13 protein-coding genes and 1 riboswitch are annotated in these 15,760 nt (G+C 49.9%); of the genes, 10 read left to right on the top strand and 3 right to left on the bottom strand.

The features are described from left to right. Nucleotides 1–71: 71 nt before the first annotated feature. Nucleotides 72–2,576 (bottom strand): DNA topoisomerase (ATP-hydrolyzing) subunit A, encoded by a 2,505-nt coding sequence (gene gyrA / locus B3F49_RS01195; RefSeq protein ID WP_414712481.1) that lies wholly within the window; start codon nt 2,574–2,576, stop codon nt 72–74. Between the two features lie 65 nt (nt 2,577–2,641). Beyond that, nucleotides 2,642–4,675, bottom strand: coding sequence for a DNA topoisomerase (ATP-hydrolyzing) subunit B (gyrB, locus tag B3F49_RS01190; RefSeq protein WP_293890395.1), 2,034 nt, complete (start codon nt 4,673–4,675; stop codon nt 2,642–2,644). Nucleotides 4,676–4,873: 198 nt separating this feature from the next. On the opposite strand from gyrB, the gene dnaA reads away from it, so the two are divergent. The 10 genes from dnaA (at nt 4,874) to B3F49_RS01140 (ending at nt 15,399) form a co-directional block, all read left to right on the top strand. Next, nucleotides 4,874–6,295 carry a chromosomal replication initiator protein DnaA gene (gene dnaA / locus B3F49_RS01185; protein ID WP_293890393.1) on the top strand — a complete coding sequence of 474 codons (1,422 nt, stop codon included), beginning with the start codon at nt 4,874–4,876 and terminating at the stop codon, nt 6,293–6,295. Nucleotides 6,296–6,511: 216 nt separating this feature from the next. Beyond that, nucleotides 6,512–7,618 (top strand): DNA polymerase III subunit beta, encoded by a 1,107-nt coding sequence (dnaN, locus tag B3F49_RS01180; RefSeq protein WP_293908617.1) that lies wholly within the window; start codon nt 6,512–6,514, stop codon nt 7,616–7,618. Continuing rightward, the gene (recF, locus tag B3F49_RS01175; RefSeq protein ID WP_293890387.1) at nt 7,618–8,703 is read left to right on the top strand and encodes a DNA replication/repair protein RecF; all 1,086 of its coding nucleotides are present in this window, start codon (nt 7,618–7,620) and stop codon (nt 8,701–8,703) included. Before dnaN ends, recF begins: the two co-directional genes overlap by 1 nt. Nucleotides 8,704–8,768: 65 nt before the next feature. Then, nucleotides 8,769–9,020, top strand: coding sequence for a DUF721 domain-containing protein (locus tag B3F49_RS01170; RefSeq protein WP_293890400.1), 252 nt, complete (start codon nt 8,769–8,771; stop codon nt 9,018–9,020). Between the two features lie 108 nt (nt 9,021–9,128). Then, complete coding sequence (gene rpmH, locus B3F49_RS01165) at nt 9,129–9,296, top strand: 50S ribosomal protein L34 (RefSeq protein WP_244772531.1); 168 nt, start codon at nt 9,129–9,131, stop codon at nt 9,294–9,296. Continuing rightward, the gene (gene rnpA, locus B3F49_RS01160; RefSeq protein WP_293908616.1) at nt 9,277–9,627 is read left to right on the top strand and encodes a ribonuclease P protein component; all 351 of its coding nucleotides are present in this window, start codon (nt 9,277–9,279) and stop codon (nt 9,625–9,627) included. The genes rpmH and rnpA overlap by 20 nt, the downstream gene beginning before the upstream one ends. A gap of 103 nt (nt 9,628–9,730) precedes the next feature. After that, entirely contained in the window at nt 9,731–11,545 is a 1,815-nt protein-coding gene (gene yidC, locus B3F49_RS01155; RefSeq protein ID WP_293908615.1) for a membrane protein insertase YidC, read from the top strand. A 53-nt stretch (nt 11,546–11,598) separates the two neighbouring features. Further along, entirely contained in the window at nt 11,599–12,294 is a 696-nt protein-coding gene (gene jag, locus B3F49_RS01150; protein WP_293908614.1) for an RNA-binding cell elongation regulator Jag/EloR, read from the top strand. A 70-nt stretch (nt 12,295–12,364) separates the two neighbouring features. Further along, a riboswitch (cobalamin riboswitch) is annotated at nt 12,365–12,553 on the top strand. Between the two features lie 69 nt (nt 12,554–12,622). Then, entirely contained in the window at nt 12,623–14,698 is a 2,076-nt protein-coding gene (locus B3F49_RS01145) for a ribonucleoside triphosphate reductase (RefSeq protein WP_293908613.1), read from the top strand. Beyond that, entirely contained in the window at nt 14,695–15,399 is a 705-nt protein-coding gene (locus B3F49_RS01140) for an anaerobic ribonucleoside-triphosphate reductase activating protein (RefSeq protein ID WP_293908612.1), read from the top strand. Before B3F49_RS01145 ends, B3F49_RS01140 begins: the two co-directional genes overlap by 4 nt. Here B3F49_RS01140 and B3F49_RS01135 read toward each other — a convergent pair. Continuing rightward, nucleotides 15,389–15,760: methionine adenosyltransferase (locus tag B3F49_RS01135; RefSeq protein ID WP_293908611.1), on the bottom strand; the 372-nt coding region annotated here is incomplete at its 5' end. The genes B3F49_RS01140 and B3F49_RS01135 overlap by 11 nt on opposite strands.

Genomic DNA, 15,760 nt, shown 5'->3' with positions numbered 1-15,760 from the left:
ACAACAGTAGCCAAATAAAAAAGGCCGTTCCTGTGTATTGGAACGACCCGATAAACTACTTAACAAATGTTTTATTCGTTGTCTGAAGGCTCAGTTGCAGGCTCATCATCCTCTACAGGAACGTCCTCGTCCTCAACAACCTCTTGTGCTTCAGGATTCGGCTGCTCAGGAATCTCAACTTCCGCTTCCTCATCCCGCTCGGTGGAGGCAATGGCAACAATGGAATCACCATTGAACTTCATCTTCACAACCTTGACACCTGCAGCATTCCTGCCCTGGATGGAGATTGCGTTCACATGCACCCTCAGTGTTTGTCCCATGAGGGTCACGCAGACTACATCATCCTCATCATCCACGCTCAAGACACCGACAATGAAGTTGGCCTTGCCGCCAAGACGATAAATCTTCTGACCCTGCGTTCCTCTGCCATGGACAGTGAAACTATCGAAGGTCACCTGCTTGCCTTGTCCATTTTCGGTGATCATGAGAATGCGCTTATCATTGTCTACTTTCAGAAGTCCCGCTACCTGGTCATCACCGAGCAGCCTGATACCCCGTACGCCGCGTGAGGCACGACCCATGGCCCGTACATCCTCCTGGCGGAAGCGCAAGCCCCGTCCGAGCTTGGTGACGAGCATGACCTCATCTCCTTCCTGAATCAGCTCGCAGCTGAGAAGCTCATCACCCTCATCGAGGAAGAGAGCCCTGATGCCCCTGACCTTGGCATTGATGAAGTTGGTCAAGGACACCTTCTTCACCACACCATTACGGGTTGCCATCATCAGGTAATGGTCATCACTGAACTCCTTGAAGCTGATGATCGAAGTAATCTTCTCGGTAGTCTCCAGCTGCAGGATATTCTTGATGCTGGTCCCCTTTGCAGTCTTGCTGGCCTCAGGGATTTCAAATACCTTGGTGTAGTAAGCCTTGCCTGCGTTGGTGACAAACATCACATACTCGTGGGTGGAGGCGACAAACATGTGATCGATAAAATCCCCATCCTGAAGTTTTGCGGTTTTTGTTCCCTTGCCGGCCCTACCGTGAGCCTCATACTCTTCAGTGGGAATGCGCTTGACAAAGCCCTTGTTGCTGATCAGGACAACAACCTGCTCATCCTTGATGAAATCCTCCAGGGTGGCCTGACCGAGCTCCTCACGAACGATCTGGGTGAGTCTTCGATCCTTGGGAGCCAAGGTTGCCGGAAGGGCTTGTACTTCACTCTGCACCAGCTTGAGAATCTTGACCTCGTCGGCAAGCAAATCCTGATAATAGGCAATCTTCTGCTCAAGGTCGGCCAACTCTTCCAGAATTTTGGAACTTTCAAGATGGCTGAGACGACCGAGCTTCATGTCGATGATCGCCTGGGCCTGGATTTGGTCGAGACTGAAACGGGCAATCAGACGCTCGGCGGCAATGGTATTATCCGCCGAATCCTTGATGATCTGGATGACCTCGTCGATGTTGTCCAAACCAATCTTCAAACCCCTGAGGATATGAGCCCGTTCCTGGGCCTTTCTCAGGTCGTATCGCGTCCTTCTGGTCACCACTTCCTCACGGTGGCGGATGTAGTAGACCAACATGTCCTTGAGCGTCAGCATCTGCGGGCGGCCCTGCACCAAGGCAAGGTTGTTGACGTTGAAGTTCGACTGCAAGGCCGTGCGGGCGAAGAGCTGGTTCAATACCACCATGGGCTCCGCCCCAACCTTCAGCTCGACTACAATACGGATTCCCGTTCGGTCGGATTCATCACGGACTACTGCAATCATGGGGATTGCACCATCCTTGCGAAGGTCATCGATTTTCTTGACCAAATCAGCCTTGTTCACCTGATAAGGAATCTCGGTAAAGACAATCTGGTCGTGGTCGCGCTCGCTGGTCTCAATCTCGTAGACGGAGCGGACGACAATCCTGCCTCGACCAGTGGTAAAGGCATCCCTGATACCCTGCATACCGCAAATGACTCCTCCGGAAGGAAAGTCGGGGCCCTTGATATGCTCCATGAGCTCGTCGATGGTGATATCGGGATTATCGATCACTGCACTGACGGCATCACAGATTTCCTGCAGGTTGTGGGGAGCCATGTTGGTCGCCATACCGACGGCGATACCGCTGGACCCGTTGGCGAGCAGGAAAGGGAAGGAGGCGGGAAGCACGGTAGGCTCCTGCAAGGAATCGTCATAGTTCGGGCCGAAATCGACCGTCTCCTTCTGGATGTCCTGCAGCATCTCCTCACCGATACGGCTCATTTTCGCTTCGGTGTATCGCATGGCCGCCGCCGGATCCCCGTCGATGGAACCGAAGTTTCCTTGGGGATTCACTACAGGGTAGCGCAGCGAGAAGTCCTGGGCCAAACGGACCAGGGCATCATAGACAGAGGCATCACCATGCGGGTGATACTTGCCCAGAACGTCACCGACGATACGAGCGCACTTCTTGTAGGATGAGTTGGCCCTGAGTCCCATTTCGAACATATCAAAGAGGATTCTTCGGTGGACCGGTTTCAGGCCGTCACGGACATCAGGCAGAGCCCGGCTTACAATGACGGACATGGCATAGTTGAGATACGAGGTACGCATCTCCTTGGACACGTCGACCCTAATCGTCCTGCTTTCGTTTATTTCTTCCACGATTCTATCCTTTCCTAGACATCCAGATTCGATACATAGACGGCATTCGCGTCGATGAAAGCCCTTCGGGGCTCCACTTCCTCACCCATCAGCATGGAAAATACCCGATCGGCCTCTTCGGCATCATGAAGGGTGATCTGGCTGATCAAGCGGGTCTCAGGATTCATTGTCGTCTCCCAAAGCTGTTCGGGGTTCATTTCACCGAGACCTTTGTACCGCTGAATGGCGACCTTTGAAGGATCGCTGATATTGTTTTCCTGAAGAATCTTCACCCGTGCCTCTTCATCGTAGGCGTACTGCACTTTCTTGCCGATGGTGATCTTGTACAAGGGGGGCATGGCAAAGTAGACATAGCCGGCTTCGATCAGGGGCCTCATATACCTGAAGAAGAAGGTGAGCAACAGCGTCCTGATGTGAGAGCCGTCGACGTCGGCATCAGCCATGATGATGACTTTGTGATAGCGGACCTTGCTTACATCGAAGGTCACATCACTATCGAAATCATCGTCCTTTCCCATATTGTTGTAGCGGGTCAAGCCGGCACCGATGGTGGAAATCACGGGCTGCAGCTTGTCGTTGCCAAGAACCTTGTACTCCTGTGCCTTTTCGACATTGAGCATCTTTCCCCACAGCGGCAGAATTGCCTGGAACCTTCGGTCCCGGCCTTGTTTTGCCGATCCGCCTGCCGAGTCACCCTCGACGATGAACACTTCACACTTGGCCGGGTCCTTCTCAGAGCAGTCTGCAAGCTTGCCCGGAAGGCCGCCGCCTTCGCTCTTCTTGCGGATTTGCTCACGTGCCTTGCGGGCTGCGATGCGTCCCAGCGCTGCATTGATGATCTTTTCCAGAATCACTTCAGCCTGGGCGGGGAACTCATCAAAATAGTTGCCCAGCTTCTCATATACAAGCGAGAAAACCACACCGGTAACCGCTGAGTTTCCCAGTTTCATCTTTGTCTGACCCTCAAACTGAGGCTCAGGCACTTTTACCGATACAACGGCAGTCAAACCCTCGGAGATATCACTCTGCTCGAGTTTCTCTTCATATTTCTTCAGCAGTTTGGTGTTCTTCTGCAACTGTGCGTTGATCACCCTGCTCAAGCCGGTTCTAAATCCAGTCAGGTGGGTGCCGCCTTCACGGGTGTTGATGTTGTTGACATAGCTGAGCACTTTCTCGTCGTACTTGTCGTTGTACTGAAGGGCGATTTCAACCTTGATGGAATCCTTCTCGCCTTCGATGGAAATAGGAGGATCGACCAGCACCCGCTTGAACTCGTTCAGATAGCTGACAAACTGGCTGATACCGCCCTCGGACTGAAAGCTCTGGCTGCGGATCTCATCACCCCTGCGGTCGGTGACGGTGATGGAAATTCCCTTATTCAGGAAGGAGAGCTCCCGGAACCGGCTCACCAACACTTCATAATTGAACGCATTCTGCTCCATGATGCTGTAATCAGGAGTAAAGCTGACCACGGTCCCCGACCGGTCTGAGTTCCCGATGCGGACAACCTCCGTCTGCGGGATGCCGCAGCTGTACTGTTGCCGGTACACCCCTCCGTCACGATAGACAGTTACCTCCATCCATATGGAGAGGGCATTGACGCACGATACACCGACACCATGCAGGCCACCTGACACCTTGTAGGAGTTCTTGTCGAACTTGCCGCCGGCATGGAGTTGGGTGAGGGCTATTTCGAGCGAGCTCTTCTTTTCAGTCGGATGGAGATCGACGGGAATGCCGCGACCATTGTCCTCTACGGTACAGACTTCCCTGCCGTCGGCATCCAGATCAAGGAACACCTGAATGTCTGAACAGTACCCCGCCATTGCTTCATCGATACTGTTGTCGACCACTTCGTAAACAAGGTGGTGCAATCCTTCGATGCCTGTCGAACCTATGTACATACCGGGTCGCTTCCGAACGGCCTCAAGACCCTTGAGAACCTGGATGCTCCCGGCAGAATAGCTATGAGAAGCGCTCTCCATCATCACACCATCGCGGTGCAAGGACGGCTCGAACGTTCCGTTGGCAAAGCTCCCTTCACTCATTCGTTATATCCTTATGCAATAATAAAAAAATGCTGTTGCTGATTTTGATTGATTATAACAAAAATCGAAAGGAGTTGCAAGCTTGGACAGGAAAACAAAATTATTTATTAATTTTTATATTATAAAGATTTACATTTTACACTCGATGATATATGAACAATACTTGCACCACTTGTATCTACAGGGTAAAATGGCCGCATGAGCGACATGCATACCACCTATTTTGAATTCTGGCAGGAGACTGCCTCCAGAATCAAGGATACGCTGCCTGAGCAGGAATACAACACCTGGTTCAACCGTATCGCGTACCTGAAATCAGAGGATAAAAAAGTAATTCTGGCGGGTGCCAGTCAGTTTATTCTGGATACAGTGATAGCCCGGTACAGGGATTTAATCATCAATACACTCTGTGAATTGACTGGTGAAGACATCAATGTTGAGTTTACTGTTGTCTCGCGTACAGAAATTGAACAGATAATAAAACCACAAAGGAACCCAAAGGAAAAAGAGGAGGATCCAGAGCCGGTACAGATTCAGGCGAAATCAAAAATCTCGAATGAAAAAACGCTGCGCATGAAGGAGGAGAGCAATCTCAACCCTTCCTATGATTTCAGCACCTTTGTTATTGGAGACAACTCCGCTTTCGCCTACAATGCCAGTCTTGCCATTGCCAAGAATCCTGGTGTCAGTTACAACCCCTGCCTCATCTACGGAGGGGTGGGACTTGGCAAGACACACCTGCTCAATTCCATCGGGAATTACATCATCAACAATACACCTGAACTGAAGGTCATGTATGTCACCGCCGAAATGTTCACCAATGAATTCATCGAATCCATCGGATCGCAAAGAACCCAGCACTTCAAGAACAAGTTCCGCAAGGTCGATGTGCTGCTGATCGACGATATTCACTTCTTGCAGGGCAAGGACAGCACCCAGGAAGAGTTGTTTCATACCTTCAACAACCTCTATGAGTCGAAGAAACAGATGGTATTCACCTGTGACCGCCCCATCAGCGAACTGAAGAATATTACCGACCGCTTGAGCAGCCGGTTCGAGCGCGGCTTGAACGTGGACCTGCAACCACCCAACTATGAGACAAGGATGGCAATTCTCAAGAAGAAGCTGGAAGAAAGGGGCAGCTCGATGAGCGAGGAAATCCTCAACTACATTGCAACCAATGTGTGCACCAATGTCAGGGATTTGGAATCCTCCCTTACAAAGTTGATCGCCTACAGCGAGCTGCTTTCCCAGGAAATTTCCTTCGAGAAGGCAAAAGAGCTGTTGGGCATTCTCCCTTCCTTGGCTGCCAACGCAAACCAAACGCTCTCCATCGACACCATCATCAAGGTCGTCGGCGAGTATTTCAACGTCAGCAGCTTTGAAATCAAGGGCAAGAAGAAGAACAAGTCCCTGATCCAACCGAGGCAGATCGCCATGTTCCTCGCCAGGGATATAACCGAGTACTCAACAACCGAAATAGGCACTGAATTCGGAGGGCGGGACCATACGACGGTCATGCATGCATACGACCGAATCGAGTCGCTGATGAAGGGAGATGAATCGTTTTCCAATACCATCCTGAAATTGAAGCGTGACTTAACAAATAGTAAGAAGTAATTCCCTGTGGATAGCTTCCGGACACACTGTGGATAACCTCGAAAACCTGTGGATGGAGCTTTTTTGCTTGTGGATGAAATGTGGACAAGTTTAAAAGTTATCCACAGGATGACAAAAAGTAAGAAGAGATTGTATAATGAATTAAAAAGTTATCCACAAAATATGTGCTATTATTACTATTATTACTACATATTCTAATAAACTAGGAGTATTAAGATGAAATTCGTCTGCAGCAAAGAAGCCATCCTCACAGAGATCACATATTCCATGGATTTCACCAGCCAACGGAACTCTCTTTCCATAACTTCCAACGTATACCTTGAAACCTATAACGATATCCTGGTTATCAGAGCTACAGACCAAAAACTGGGATTCAGCACCCATATCGCAGTACAGACACTCGAGGAAGGGAAAACAACCGTTTTTTGTGAGAAACTTTTGAACATTCTCCGCTCACTGCCTGAGTCCAATGTTGAGTTCAACGTTGAAAACGGTATGTTCACCATCAAGCCCGTGGGCCAAAACATTGACTTCAAGTTGAGAACCATCTCCACAGATGAATTTCCGGCCCTGGAGGCTGTTCCTGAAGAACAGTACTTCACCGTTCCTCAGAAATCCTTTTCCGATATGGCCAATCAAACCATGTTTGCCATCAGCGAGGATGAAACCCGCTATTTCCTCTGCGGTCTCTATCTTGAACGCAATGCCAGCGGCATGAACATGGTTGCAACCGACGGAAGAAGGCTTTCCATCGTTGAGCGAACTTTTGAGGAAGAGCTTCCTATGTTTACTCCGATCATCATCGGAGCCAAGTTTTTCACCGAGCTTAAGAAATTATCGACAGACGAAGGAGTGTTGAAACTGTGCATCACCGACCAGCTGCTCTTCGCAAAAATAGCCCATAGAACCTTCTACACCACCCTGATCAAGGGCCAGTATCCCAATTATCGCCGAGTCATTCCCGACAGCCAGACGTACAGCTGCACAATGCGCATCCAGGATATGCTGGATGCATTGAAGCGTGTATCACTGCTGGTTGAAAACAAGGCAAAACGGATTTTCCTCGATATCAGCGAGGCAGGAGTACTGTTGACCAGCGACGAGAGTGAAGTCGGGGAGGCCAAGGAGATAATTCCCTGCCAGTATGAAGGACCTGACAGCAAGGTGTCCTTGAACTACACCTACCTGCTCAACCCTCTCAAAGCGATGGAAGGTGAGTATTTCTCGATCAACTTCACCGAGCCGACCAAAGCTATGACGGTAAAGCCTGAAAGCAACAGGGATTACTATCATATCATCATGCCGATGCAGCCCAATTCCTAATGCGTTTCATCGAACTTTGGACAAACCAATTCAGAAATATTGTCTCCGAAAGGATACCTGTCGACAATCGGCAGGTATTCCTCATTGGGCAGAACGGGCAGGGAAAAACCAACCTGCTTGAAGCAATTTATACACTTTGCTACGGATCATCCTTTCGCACCAACCAGCTGAAGGAGTTGATTGAGCACGGTCAGAAAGCCTTCAGGATAGAAGGCCGATATCTTGGTGACGACCAAGTAATCCATACGCTGGTGCTGCAGTTGAAGGACGGGAAGCGAATCTTGACCCTCGATGATCGTGAAGTGAGGGACCGCAAGGAATTGATCTACAATATTCCCTGCATTGTCTTCAGTCATGACGACATTTTTTTCATCAAGGGGGAGCCGGAACAGAGAAGAAGGTTCTTCGATCAGACGATGAGCATGTACAACCCGCTTTTTTTCGATGATTTGAGGCGGTATCGTCTGATCCTTCGTCAGCGCAATCAGGCAATCAAGGATGGAATTCTTGAATTGTTGGACCTGTATGATCTCCAGCTTGCAAAATACGGGCTTGCCATCCAAAGGGAACGAACGCATGCAGTGTATGAGTTCGACCAGATTTTTCCCTTGATGTACAAAAATGTTTCAGAAAGCTCGCTCGATGTGCATATTGAGTATCATCCATCGTGGAGCGATTGTGCAACCGAAGAGGAAATTGTCGACCACCTGGCCCGCACCAGAAGCCGTGACTTGAGCCTGCTTACCACAACCAGCGGCATTCACCGTGACAGGTTTCTTGTCATGGAGGATTGCAAGCCTTTTTCCCAAACAGGTTCCACCGGGCAGCTGCGATTGGCATCCTTGATTTTTAGAACAGCCCAGATGGCATTTTTCCAGAAAAAAACCGGAAAAGAGCCGTTGATCCTTGTAGATGATGTGCTTTTGGAGTTGGATTTCAAGAAGCGTGAGCAGTTTTTGCAGTTGATGCAGACGTACTGCCAGGCCTTTTTTACATTTCTGCCTGAAGAACACTATTTTTCGGAGCTGGCCGATGAAGGCTCTTTGTTCTATACTGTCCAACAAGGAAGGTTTTTACGCTCATGAAGGACAGGAAGCCCAGGTTATGCAAGGAAGGGGAACCTCTGCAAGGAAGAGAAGTCTTGGACTACGTGTTGCGGTCGCTTGATATCCGAAGTGACAATCCCAAGGCGGCCATTGGTTTTGAGTGGCAGAAAATCGTTGGGAATCGACTGTATCCCCATGTAAAAATTGTGGAAATCAAAGGGACAACGTTGGTTCTTCGTGCTGATCATCCTTCTTGGGCACAGATTGCACTCATGCAGCAAAAAAAGATACTTGCTTTAATTACCAAGAAATACCCATCATTGGGGATCAAATCGATACAGATGCTGAGCGCCTAGTTACTTGACGTAACGACAGTTGCTCATTATACTGCACCACTCGGAGGATCATCCTCCGCTACACTAGAAAATATCCGCGTTAAGCGATGTAAAATTGGAGAATATCTCATGAGTTACAAAGGAAAAAGAACCTACCAGCCCAGCAAAGTCAAGAGAAACAGAAAGTTCGGATTCAGGGCTCGTATGGCAACAAAGGGCGGACGCCTGGTATTGGCCCGCAGGAGAGCCAAAGGCAGACACAAGCTGTCCGTATGTGATGAGAAGAAGCCTTTCTAAACAAGAAATTGTAAAGCGTAAACCGGAGATTGACCGAATTTTTAAAACCGGCAGGACATACACCTGCCGTGGTTTAAAACTGATTGTTAGCCAAAACCAGCTGGATCTTGACCGGATTGTAGTAATACCCGTCCGTCACTATGGAAGCGCTGTTGAGCGTAACAGAATACGCAGACAGATCAAGGAAATCTGGCGAAATGAAAAGCCTCGGATGATTCCCGGTTACGATTTTGCATTCATCGTATATCCAGGAAAGGTTGATGACCATACATCCCAAAAAAAACAACTCCTCTCACTCTGTGAAAAGGCTGGGGTTTTCCTCAAGCCTTAAGACTATTTTTTAGTCTTTCCCACTCCTGTTGTTGCAAAAATTCGTTATGTGCCTATCTTTCCTGTGAACGTTTTCTCACCACACCTCATCATCAGGAGCAGATATGGACAAAAATACCATTCTAGCCATAGTCCTTTCCGTTTTGGTCATTACAATCGGTATGACCATTCAAACCACATTCTTCGCCCCCGCTCCTGTAGAACAGGCAGCCCAGCAGCAAGTAGTCCAGCAACCAAATGCCGCAACCACCACGTTGGAACCCGCCCAGTATTCACAGATTCCCTCCAACATTGCTTGGAACAGCAATCTGCCGGGGTCTTTGGTATCGGTGGGAAATCAGGGTTCCAGTGCACCCTTCACCTTCTCAACCGAGTACTTCATTGTTGAGTTCAATCCCAACGGCGCCTCTGTCTCCTCCTTCAAGCTGAAGAAACACCTTGACAACGGGCAGCCGGTGGAACTGCTTTTCAAAAGTCCACAATCCAACGATGCGTTCCTGCTCTATGCAGGAAAAGACAAGACCAACCCCATCGATGCCAATTTCAGGTATCAGATCAGCGGGAACAAAGTAATTTTCACCCAGGAGTTCGCCCTCCTTTCTGAAGATGGAAAGAGTGCAGGCGATCCGTTCACCATCACCAAGACCTACACCTTCGGCAACGAGGACTACTTGTTCCAGATCGATGTTGCTACCAAGAACAGTGTGAACAAGGCTGTCCCCCTCTCCTTCGAGAATGCTGCCTATACCCTGGCTTTTGAGCCGCAGATCGGCCCGTCGTTTGCTTCTCTTGACAACAACTACAACTACAGAAGGTTCTACATCAAGGAAGATGGATCTTCCAAGAAGAACCAGGTCAAGCTCAGCAATGGTGCCTATACCACCACCAAGCCCCTCTCCTGGGTCGCTTTGGTCGGCAAGTACTTCTCCCTGATTGCTATTCCCGATGCCACCAACTATACCGTCAGCCTCATGGAGGACAGTGATGCAGGCCTGCCGCTTGAATCGAGCATCTTCCTGACCCGGCCTTCCATCAAAAGTGCATCGCAAACCGACACCTTCCGATTCTATGCAGGGCCGCAGCTGAAGGGTGACATGATCATCTACAATGATGCTTCCCTGAACAGTTTCGGGGTAGCCAACCTCCAGCTGGAACAGGCATTGGACAGCAGCTCCTGGCTTGGTTGGCTTGAGACCATTCTGAAGACCATCCTGAACCTGTTGTACAAGGTGATTCCCAACTATGGTGTGGGCATCATCATCCTGACCTTCCTGCTCAAGCTGGTGTTGTATCCCATCTCCAAGAAGGGTATGGAGTCTACGGCAAAGATGGCTTCCCTCTCCCCGAAAATGGCGGAGATCAAGGAGAAGTATCCGGATAATCCGACCAAGCAGAACGAAGAGATGGCTGCTTTGTACAAGAAGGAAAAAATCAATCCGATGGGCGGCTGTCTGCCGATGCTGCTCCAGTTCCCGATTCTCATTGCCTTCTATGGACTGCTCAACAAGCACTTTGAACTTCGCGGAGCCATGTTCATTCCCGGTTGGATTCCTGACCTTTCCATGCCGGATACGGTATTCACCTTTGGTTTCAATCTTCCCTTCCTGGGCAATCAGTTGCACCTACTGCCGATCATTTACACGGTCAGCATGATCTACTCGATGAAAATCACCCAGAATGCCTCGACTTCAGGAAGCCAGCAGGGCATGATGAAGTTTATGACCTACGGCATGCCGTTGATGTTCTTCTTTGTCCTGTACAATGCACCCTCCGGTTTGATTCTCTACTGGTCGGTCATGAACGCACTCTCCATCTTCCAACAGTTGTATACCAACAAGAAGAAGAGCAGGGAGGCAGCAGAGAAGAAGAGCGCCTCTGTGCAGCAATTCCCAGGTCCCAAGGGAAAGAAACGGACCTAGTTCCCACAAGAAATATTATCCGGGGGACCCGGTCCCCCGAACGGAGTAGCTATATGATGAAAGAATTCGAAGGACGTACCGAGCAGGAAGCTATTGCAAAGGCAATAGAAGAACTGCACATTGAACGGGAAGATTTCGATGTGGAAATCGTCGAGCCTGTCCGCAAGGGACTGTTCAAGAAAAGCAATGTAAAGATCAGAATTCACTTTGAAGATGAGAACGATGTTCCTGAAGAGGGTTACGAAGTACAGGGTGCGCAGGATGAGGATGAGGATGAGCTTGATGCTCCGATCAACAGCGACCTTGAGGACAAGCTTTTGCTGTTCGTTGCAACCATTCTTGAGAAGATGGGATATCAGGGCAAGGTATCCATCTCCTTCCGCAAGGCCCGCAAGCTCGGCCTGAATATTGAGAGTGACAACTCCAGTATCATCATCGGCCGCAAGGGTAAGAATCTTGATGCCATCCAGCTGCTGGCCAATGTGTTCGCCGGTCAGATCGACCCTGATTTGAAAGTGATCATCGATAGTGAAAACTATCGCATGCGTCACGAGGAGCAGTTGATCAGAATGGCGTTCAAGACCGCAGAACAGGTAAAAAAGAGCGGCCGGAGCAGATTGCTTGAGCCGATGAACCCGTATGAAAGACGGTTGGTGCATACAGCCCTCAATGATTTCGGGGGAGTGGAGACCAAGAGTGAAGGCGAGGGGCTGTACAAGCAGATTCGAATCACCAATCAAAGACAATGACAACACTGGGGACTTTTGTCCCCCTTTTTTTTTATCAAATGCCTTGACAAGATACAACATCAGTCCTACTGTGAGTAGTGTACCGTATGGTACTAAACACTATATCTTGTGTGTATAGGAAAAGGGAAGTGGGTGAAAAGCCCGCGCGGTCCCGCCGCTGTAAAGGGGAGACTACGCTAACAGCCACTGGAGCAATCCGGGAAGGCAGCGTAGTCGATGAACCTGAGCCAGAAGACCTTGCCTGTACAGACACGCCGTCACGGAGCATGACAGGGGCGTGTGCAATCAAAGCACCGTCTCTTTGTTCATTCTCCGTCAGGAGGAACCCATGCAAAAGCAGGTGGTCAAACGGGACGGGCAGGTGGTTCTCTGCGAGGTTCAGAAAATCATCAATGCAATCAACAAGGCAGCAACTGCTGCTCATCAGGATGTCGATGCCATAAAAGTGGCAGCGTTGGTCCTCGCCAACATGAAGGACGTCAACCCAATTACGGTGGAACAAATCCAGGACCTGGTCGAACAAGCCTTGATGGACAGTGGTGCCAAGGAGACGGCGAAAGCCTACATCCTGTATCGCAGCCAGCGCGAGCGAGTTCGTGAGGGCAATGCTCTCATCAAGGCAACCAATGCGCTCTTTGACTCCTACTTGAATCAAACCACCTGGCAGACCAAGGAAAATGCCAATACCCGTCGATCGGTAAACGGTATGAACAACTTCATTCGTGAACGCTTCACCGAACAGTACTGGCTCAATGAAATCTATCCAAAAGAAATCAAGGCGGCGCATGAAAGCGGAGCCTTCCACCTCCATGACCTCGGATTTTTTGGCCCGTATTGCTGTGGCTGGGACCTGAGGCAGTTGTTGGTCAATGGATTCGGGGGCGTTGATGGAAAGGTCAGCAGCAAACCTGCAAAGCATCTACGTTCATTTCTTGGACAAATCGTCAATGCTACCTTCACCTTTCAGGGGGAGTGTGCAGGGGCTCAAGCCTGGTCCTCTTTCGACACCTATGCTGCTCCATTCATTCGCTACGACAATCTCTCCTACCACGATGTGAAGCAGGCTCTCCAGGAGTTCATCTTCAATCTCAATGTTCCGACCCGCGTCGGATTCCAATGCCCCTTTTCGAATCTGACATTCGACTTGGTCGTCCCATCCTCGCTGCATGATGTTCCGGTTATCAAAGGAGGTGTGGCTCAAACAGAGACATATGGGATGTTTGAGAAGGAGATGGAAATCCTTAATCTTGCCTTCTGTGAAGTCATGGAAGAGGGAGATGCTTCGTCCAGGGTGTTCACCTTTCCGATTCCCACCTACAAGGTAACCAAGGATTTTCCTTGGGAAAGCAAGGTGGTGGATGCCATTTTTTCCATGACCGCAAAATACGGAATCCCCTACTTCTCCAACTATGTGAACAGCGATCTTTCACCCGAGGATGCCCTTTCCATGTGCTGCAGACTCCGCCTCGATACTTCCCAACTCAGAAAACGCGGCGGCGGATTGTTCGGATCGAATCCTCTTACCGGCTCGATTGGGGTGGTAACGCTCAATCTTCCGAGACTGGCTTATGAGACAGGCTCTGAGCAGATGTTCTTCCAAAAGCTGCCCAAGCTTGCAGAGCTTGCCAAACAGAGTCTTGAAATAAAGCGGAAAGTCATCGAAGCCGAGACCGAGCGGGGCATGTATCCGTTCAGCCAAGGATCCTTGGTCGATGTAAAACAAAGGCTTGGCAAGTATTGGGCGAACCATTTCAGCACCATCGGCATCGTTGGGATGGAGGAGGCCTGCCTGAATCTCTTCGGGCGGCAGGGCTCCTTGGTCACCCAAGAGGGACAGGAGTTTGCCTTGCGGGTGCTGGATGAGTTGAGAGAGCTCATCAGTGGCTTCCAGAACGACACGGGCAACTTCTACAACCTCGAAGCCACCCCTGCCGAGGGAGCCAGTTACAGGTTGGCCCGCCTCGATACCATCCTGTATCCCGATATCATTACTGCTGGAGAGAAAGTCGGCTACTATACCAACTCTTCCCAGCTGCCGGTCGGCTATACTTCCGACCTGTTTGAAACGCTGGAAAAACAGGATGCACTGCAGTGCAAGTATACCGGTGGGACCGTTCTGCATCTCTATCTGGCCCAACGGATCAAGGATGTGGAAGTTGCAAAGCAGTTGGTCAAAACGACGTTCAGCCGGTACAAGCTTCCCTACCTGTCTCTCACCCCCACTTTTTCCACCTGCAGGAACCACGGGTATCTGGATGGGGAAGTGGAACAATGTCCCTTTTGCGGATCGGCTACCGAGGTGTGGACAAGGGTGGTGGGATATCTCAGACCGAAGGGGGATTTCCATGCGGGCAAGCAGGAGGAACACCGTCAACGAATGTTTTTTGAGGTAGAAGTATCATGAATATTGCAGGATTGGAAGCTTGCTCCCTGCTTGATTACCCACAAAAGCTTTGTACCGTATTCTTCTGCCAAGGATGCAATTATGACTGCTTCTATTGCCACAACAGGTCACTTTTATGTGAGAAATCAGATGAAATAAGCCATCAAGAGATAGAATCGTTCTTGCTGGAGCGAAAGGGTTTCATAGATGCCGTGGTGGTAAGCGGCGGTGAACCCACGTTGCAGGGAGACCTGCTCTCCTTCATTGAAAGTATCAGGAATCTTGGGTTTGCAGTCAAATTGGATACCAACGGCAGCAGACCTGAGGTCGTAGCACAGTTGCTCGATTCCAACTTGCTTTCGTATGTTGCCGTGGATGTGAAAGCTCCATGTAAACGGTATGCTGAGATAGCAGGCAGAAGCGCCGATGCTCTTGCTGTGAAGCAGAGCGTGGCTCTCCTCAATGGGTACCAAAAGAACCATCCGGACTTTTCCTATGAGGTGAGAACGACTCTTGTGCCAACGTTGTCCATCGAGGACCTCATCTGCATGGTCAAGGAGCATCCTCCGGTTGTACGTTGGTATCTGCAGGAGTATCGTCTTCCCAAGCAGTACAAGCGTGAGGATGAAAAACGAATCAACCTCCCCTGCATGTCACGAAGGGAGGTTGAACTGAATCTCACTATGCTGAGGACGTATCAGCCGAATATGGTCATACGTTGATGATTTGTTCCCAGGGCATGGAGGCTTTACCGAAGTGCCCGTAGTTTACATTCTGCTGATAGATGGGCCTCAGAAGATCGAGGCTGTGAATGATACCTGCCGGTGAAAGGTTGAATTTCCGCCTGACAAGGTCTTCAAGCTTCTCGTCGTCAATTATTCCCGTCCCGAAGGTATCGACATAAATGGAGATGGGATAAGGTACGCCGATGGCATAGGAGAGCTGCACTTCGCATCGGGTGCAGTACTTGTTTGCCACCAGGTTCTTGGCGACAAACCGGGCCATGTACGCAGCGGAGCGGTCAACCTTCGAGGGATCCTTTCCGCTGAAAGCCCCGCCTCCATGACGACCCATGCCGCCATA

This window comes from Sphaerochaeta sp. UBA5836, assembly GCF_002432845.1.
Lineage (GTDB): Bacteria > Spirochaetota > Spirochaetia > Sphaerochaetales > Sphaerochaetaceae > Sphaerochaeta.
The sequence above is the reverse complement of the archived record's forward strand: the minus strand, read 5'-3'. Positions and strand labels throughout refer to the sequence as shown.

What these genes read in the sequence shown, in the direction of transcription:
- yidC (WP_293908615.1), top strand. Translation starts at nt 9,731, where the DNA reads ATGGACAAAAATACCATTCTAGCCATAGTCCTTTCCGTTTTGGTCATT.
- B3F49_RS01145 (WP_293908613.1), top strand. Translation starts at nt 12,623, where the DNA reads ATGCAAAAGCAGGTGGTCAAACGGGACGGGCAGGTGGTTCTCTGCGAG.
- B3F49_RS01140 (WP_293908612.1), top strand. Translation starts at nt 14,695, where the DNA reads ATGAATATTGCAGGATTGGAAGCTTGCTCCCTGCTTGATTACCCACAA.
- jag (WP_293908614.1), top strand. Translation starts at nt 11,599, where the DNA reads ATGATGAAAGAATTCGAAGGACGTACCGAGCAGGAAGCTATTGCAAAG.
- gyrA (WP_414712481.1), bottom strand. Translation starts at nt 2,576, where the DNA reads ATGCGTACCTCGTATCTCAACTATGCCATGTCCGTCATTGTAAGCCGG.
- dnaN (WP_293908617.1), top strand. Translation starts at nt 6,512, where the DNA reads ATGAAATTCGTCTGCAGCAAAGAAGCCATCCTCACAGAGATCACATAT.
- gyrB (WP_293890395.1), bottom strand. Translation starts at nt 4,675, where the DNA reads ATGAGTGAAGGGAGCTTTGCCAACGGAACGTTCGAGCCGTCCTTGCAC.
- rpmH (WP_244772531.1), top strand. Translation starts at nt 9,129, where the DNA reads ATGAGTTACAAAGGAAAAAGAACCTACCAGCCCAGCAAAGTCAAGAGA.
- rnpA (WP_293908616.1), top strand. Translation starts at nt 9,277, where the DNA reads ATGAGAAGAAGCCTTTCTAAACAAGAAATTGTAAAGCGTAAACCGGAG.
- dnaA (WP_293890393.1), top strand. Translation starts at nt 4,874, where the DNA reads ATGAGCGACATGCATACCACCTATTTTGAATTCTGGCAGGAGACTGCC.
- recF (WP_293890387.1), top strand. Translation starts at nt 7,618, where the DNA reads ATGCGTTTCATCGAACTTTGGACAAACCAATTCAGAAATATTGTCTCC.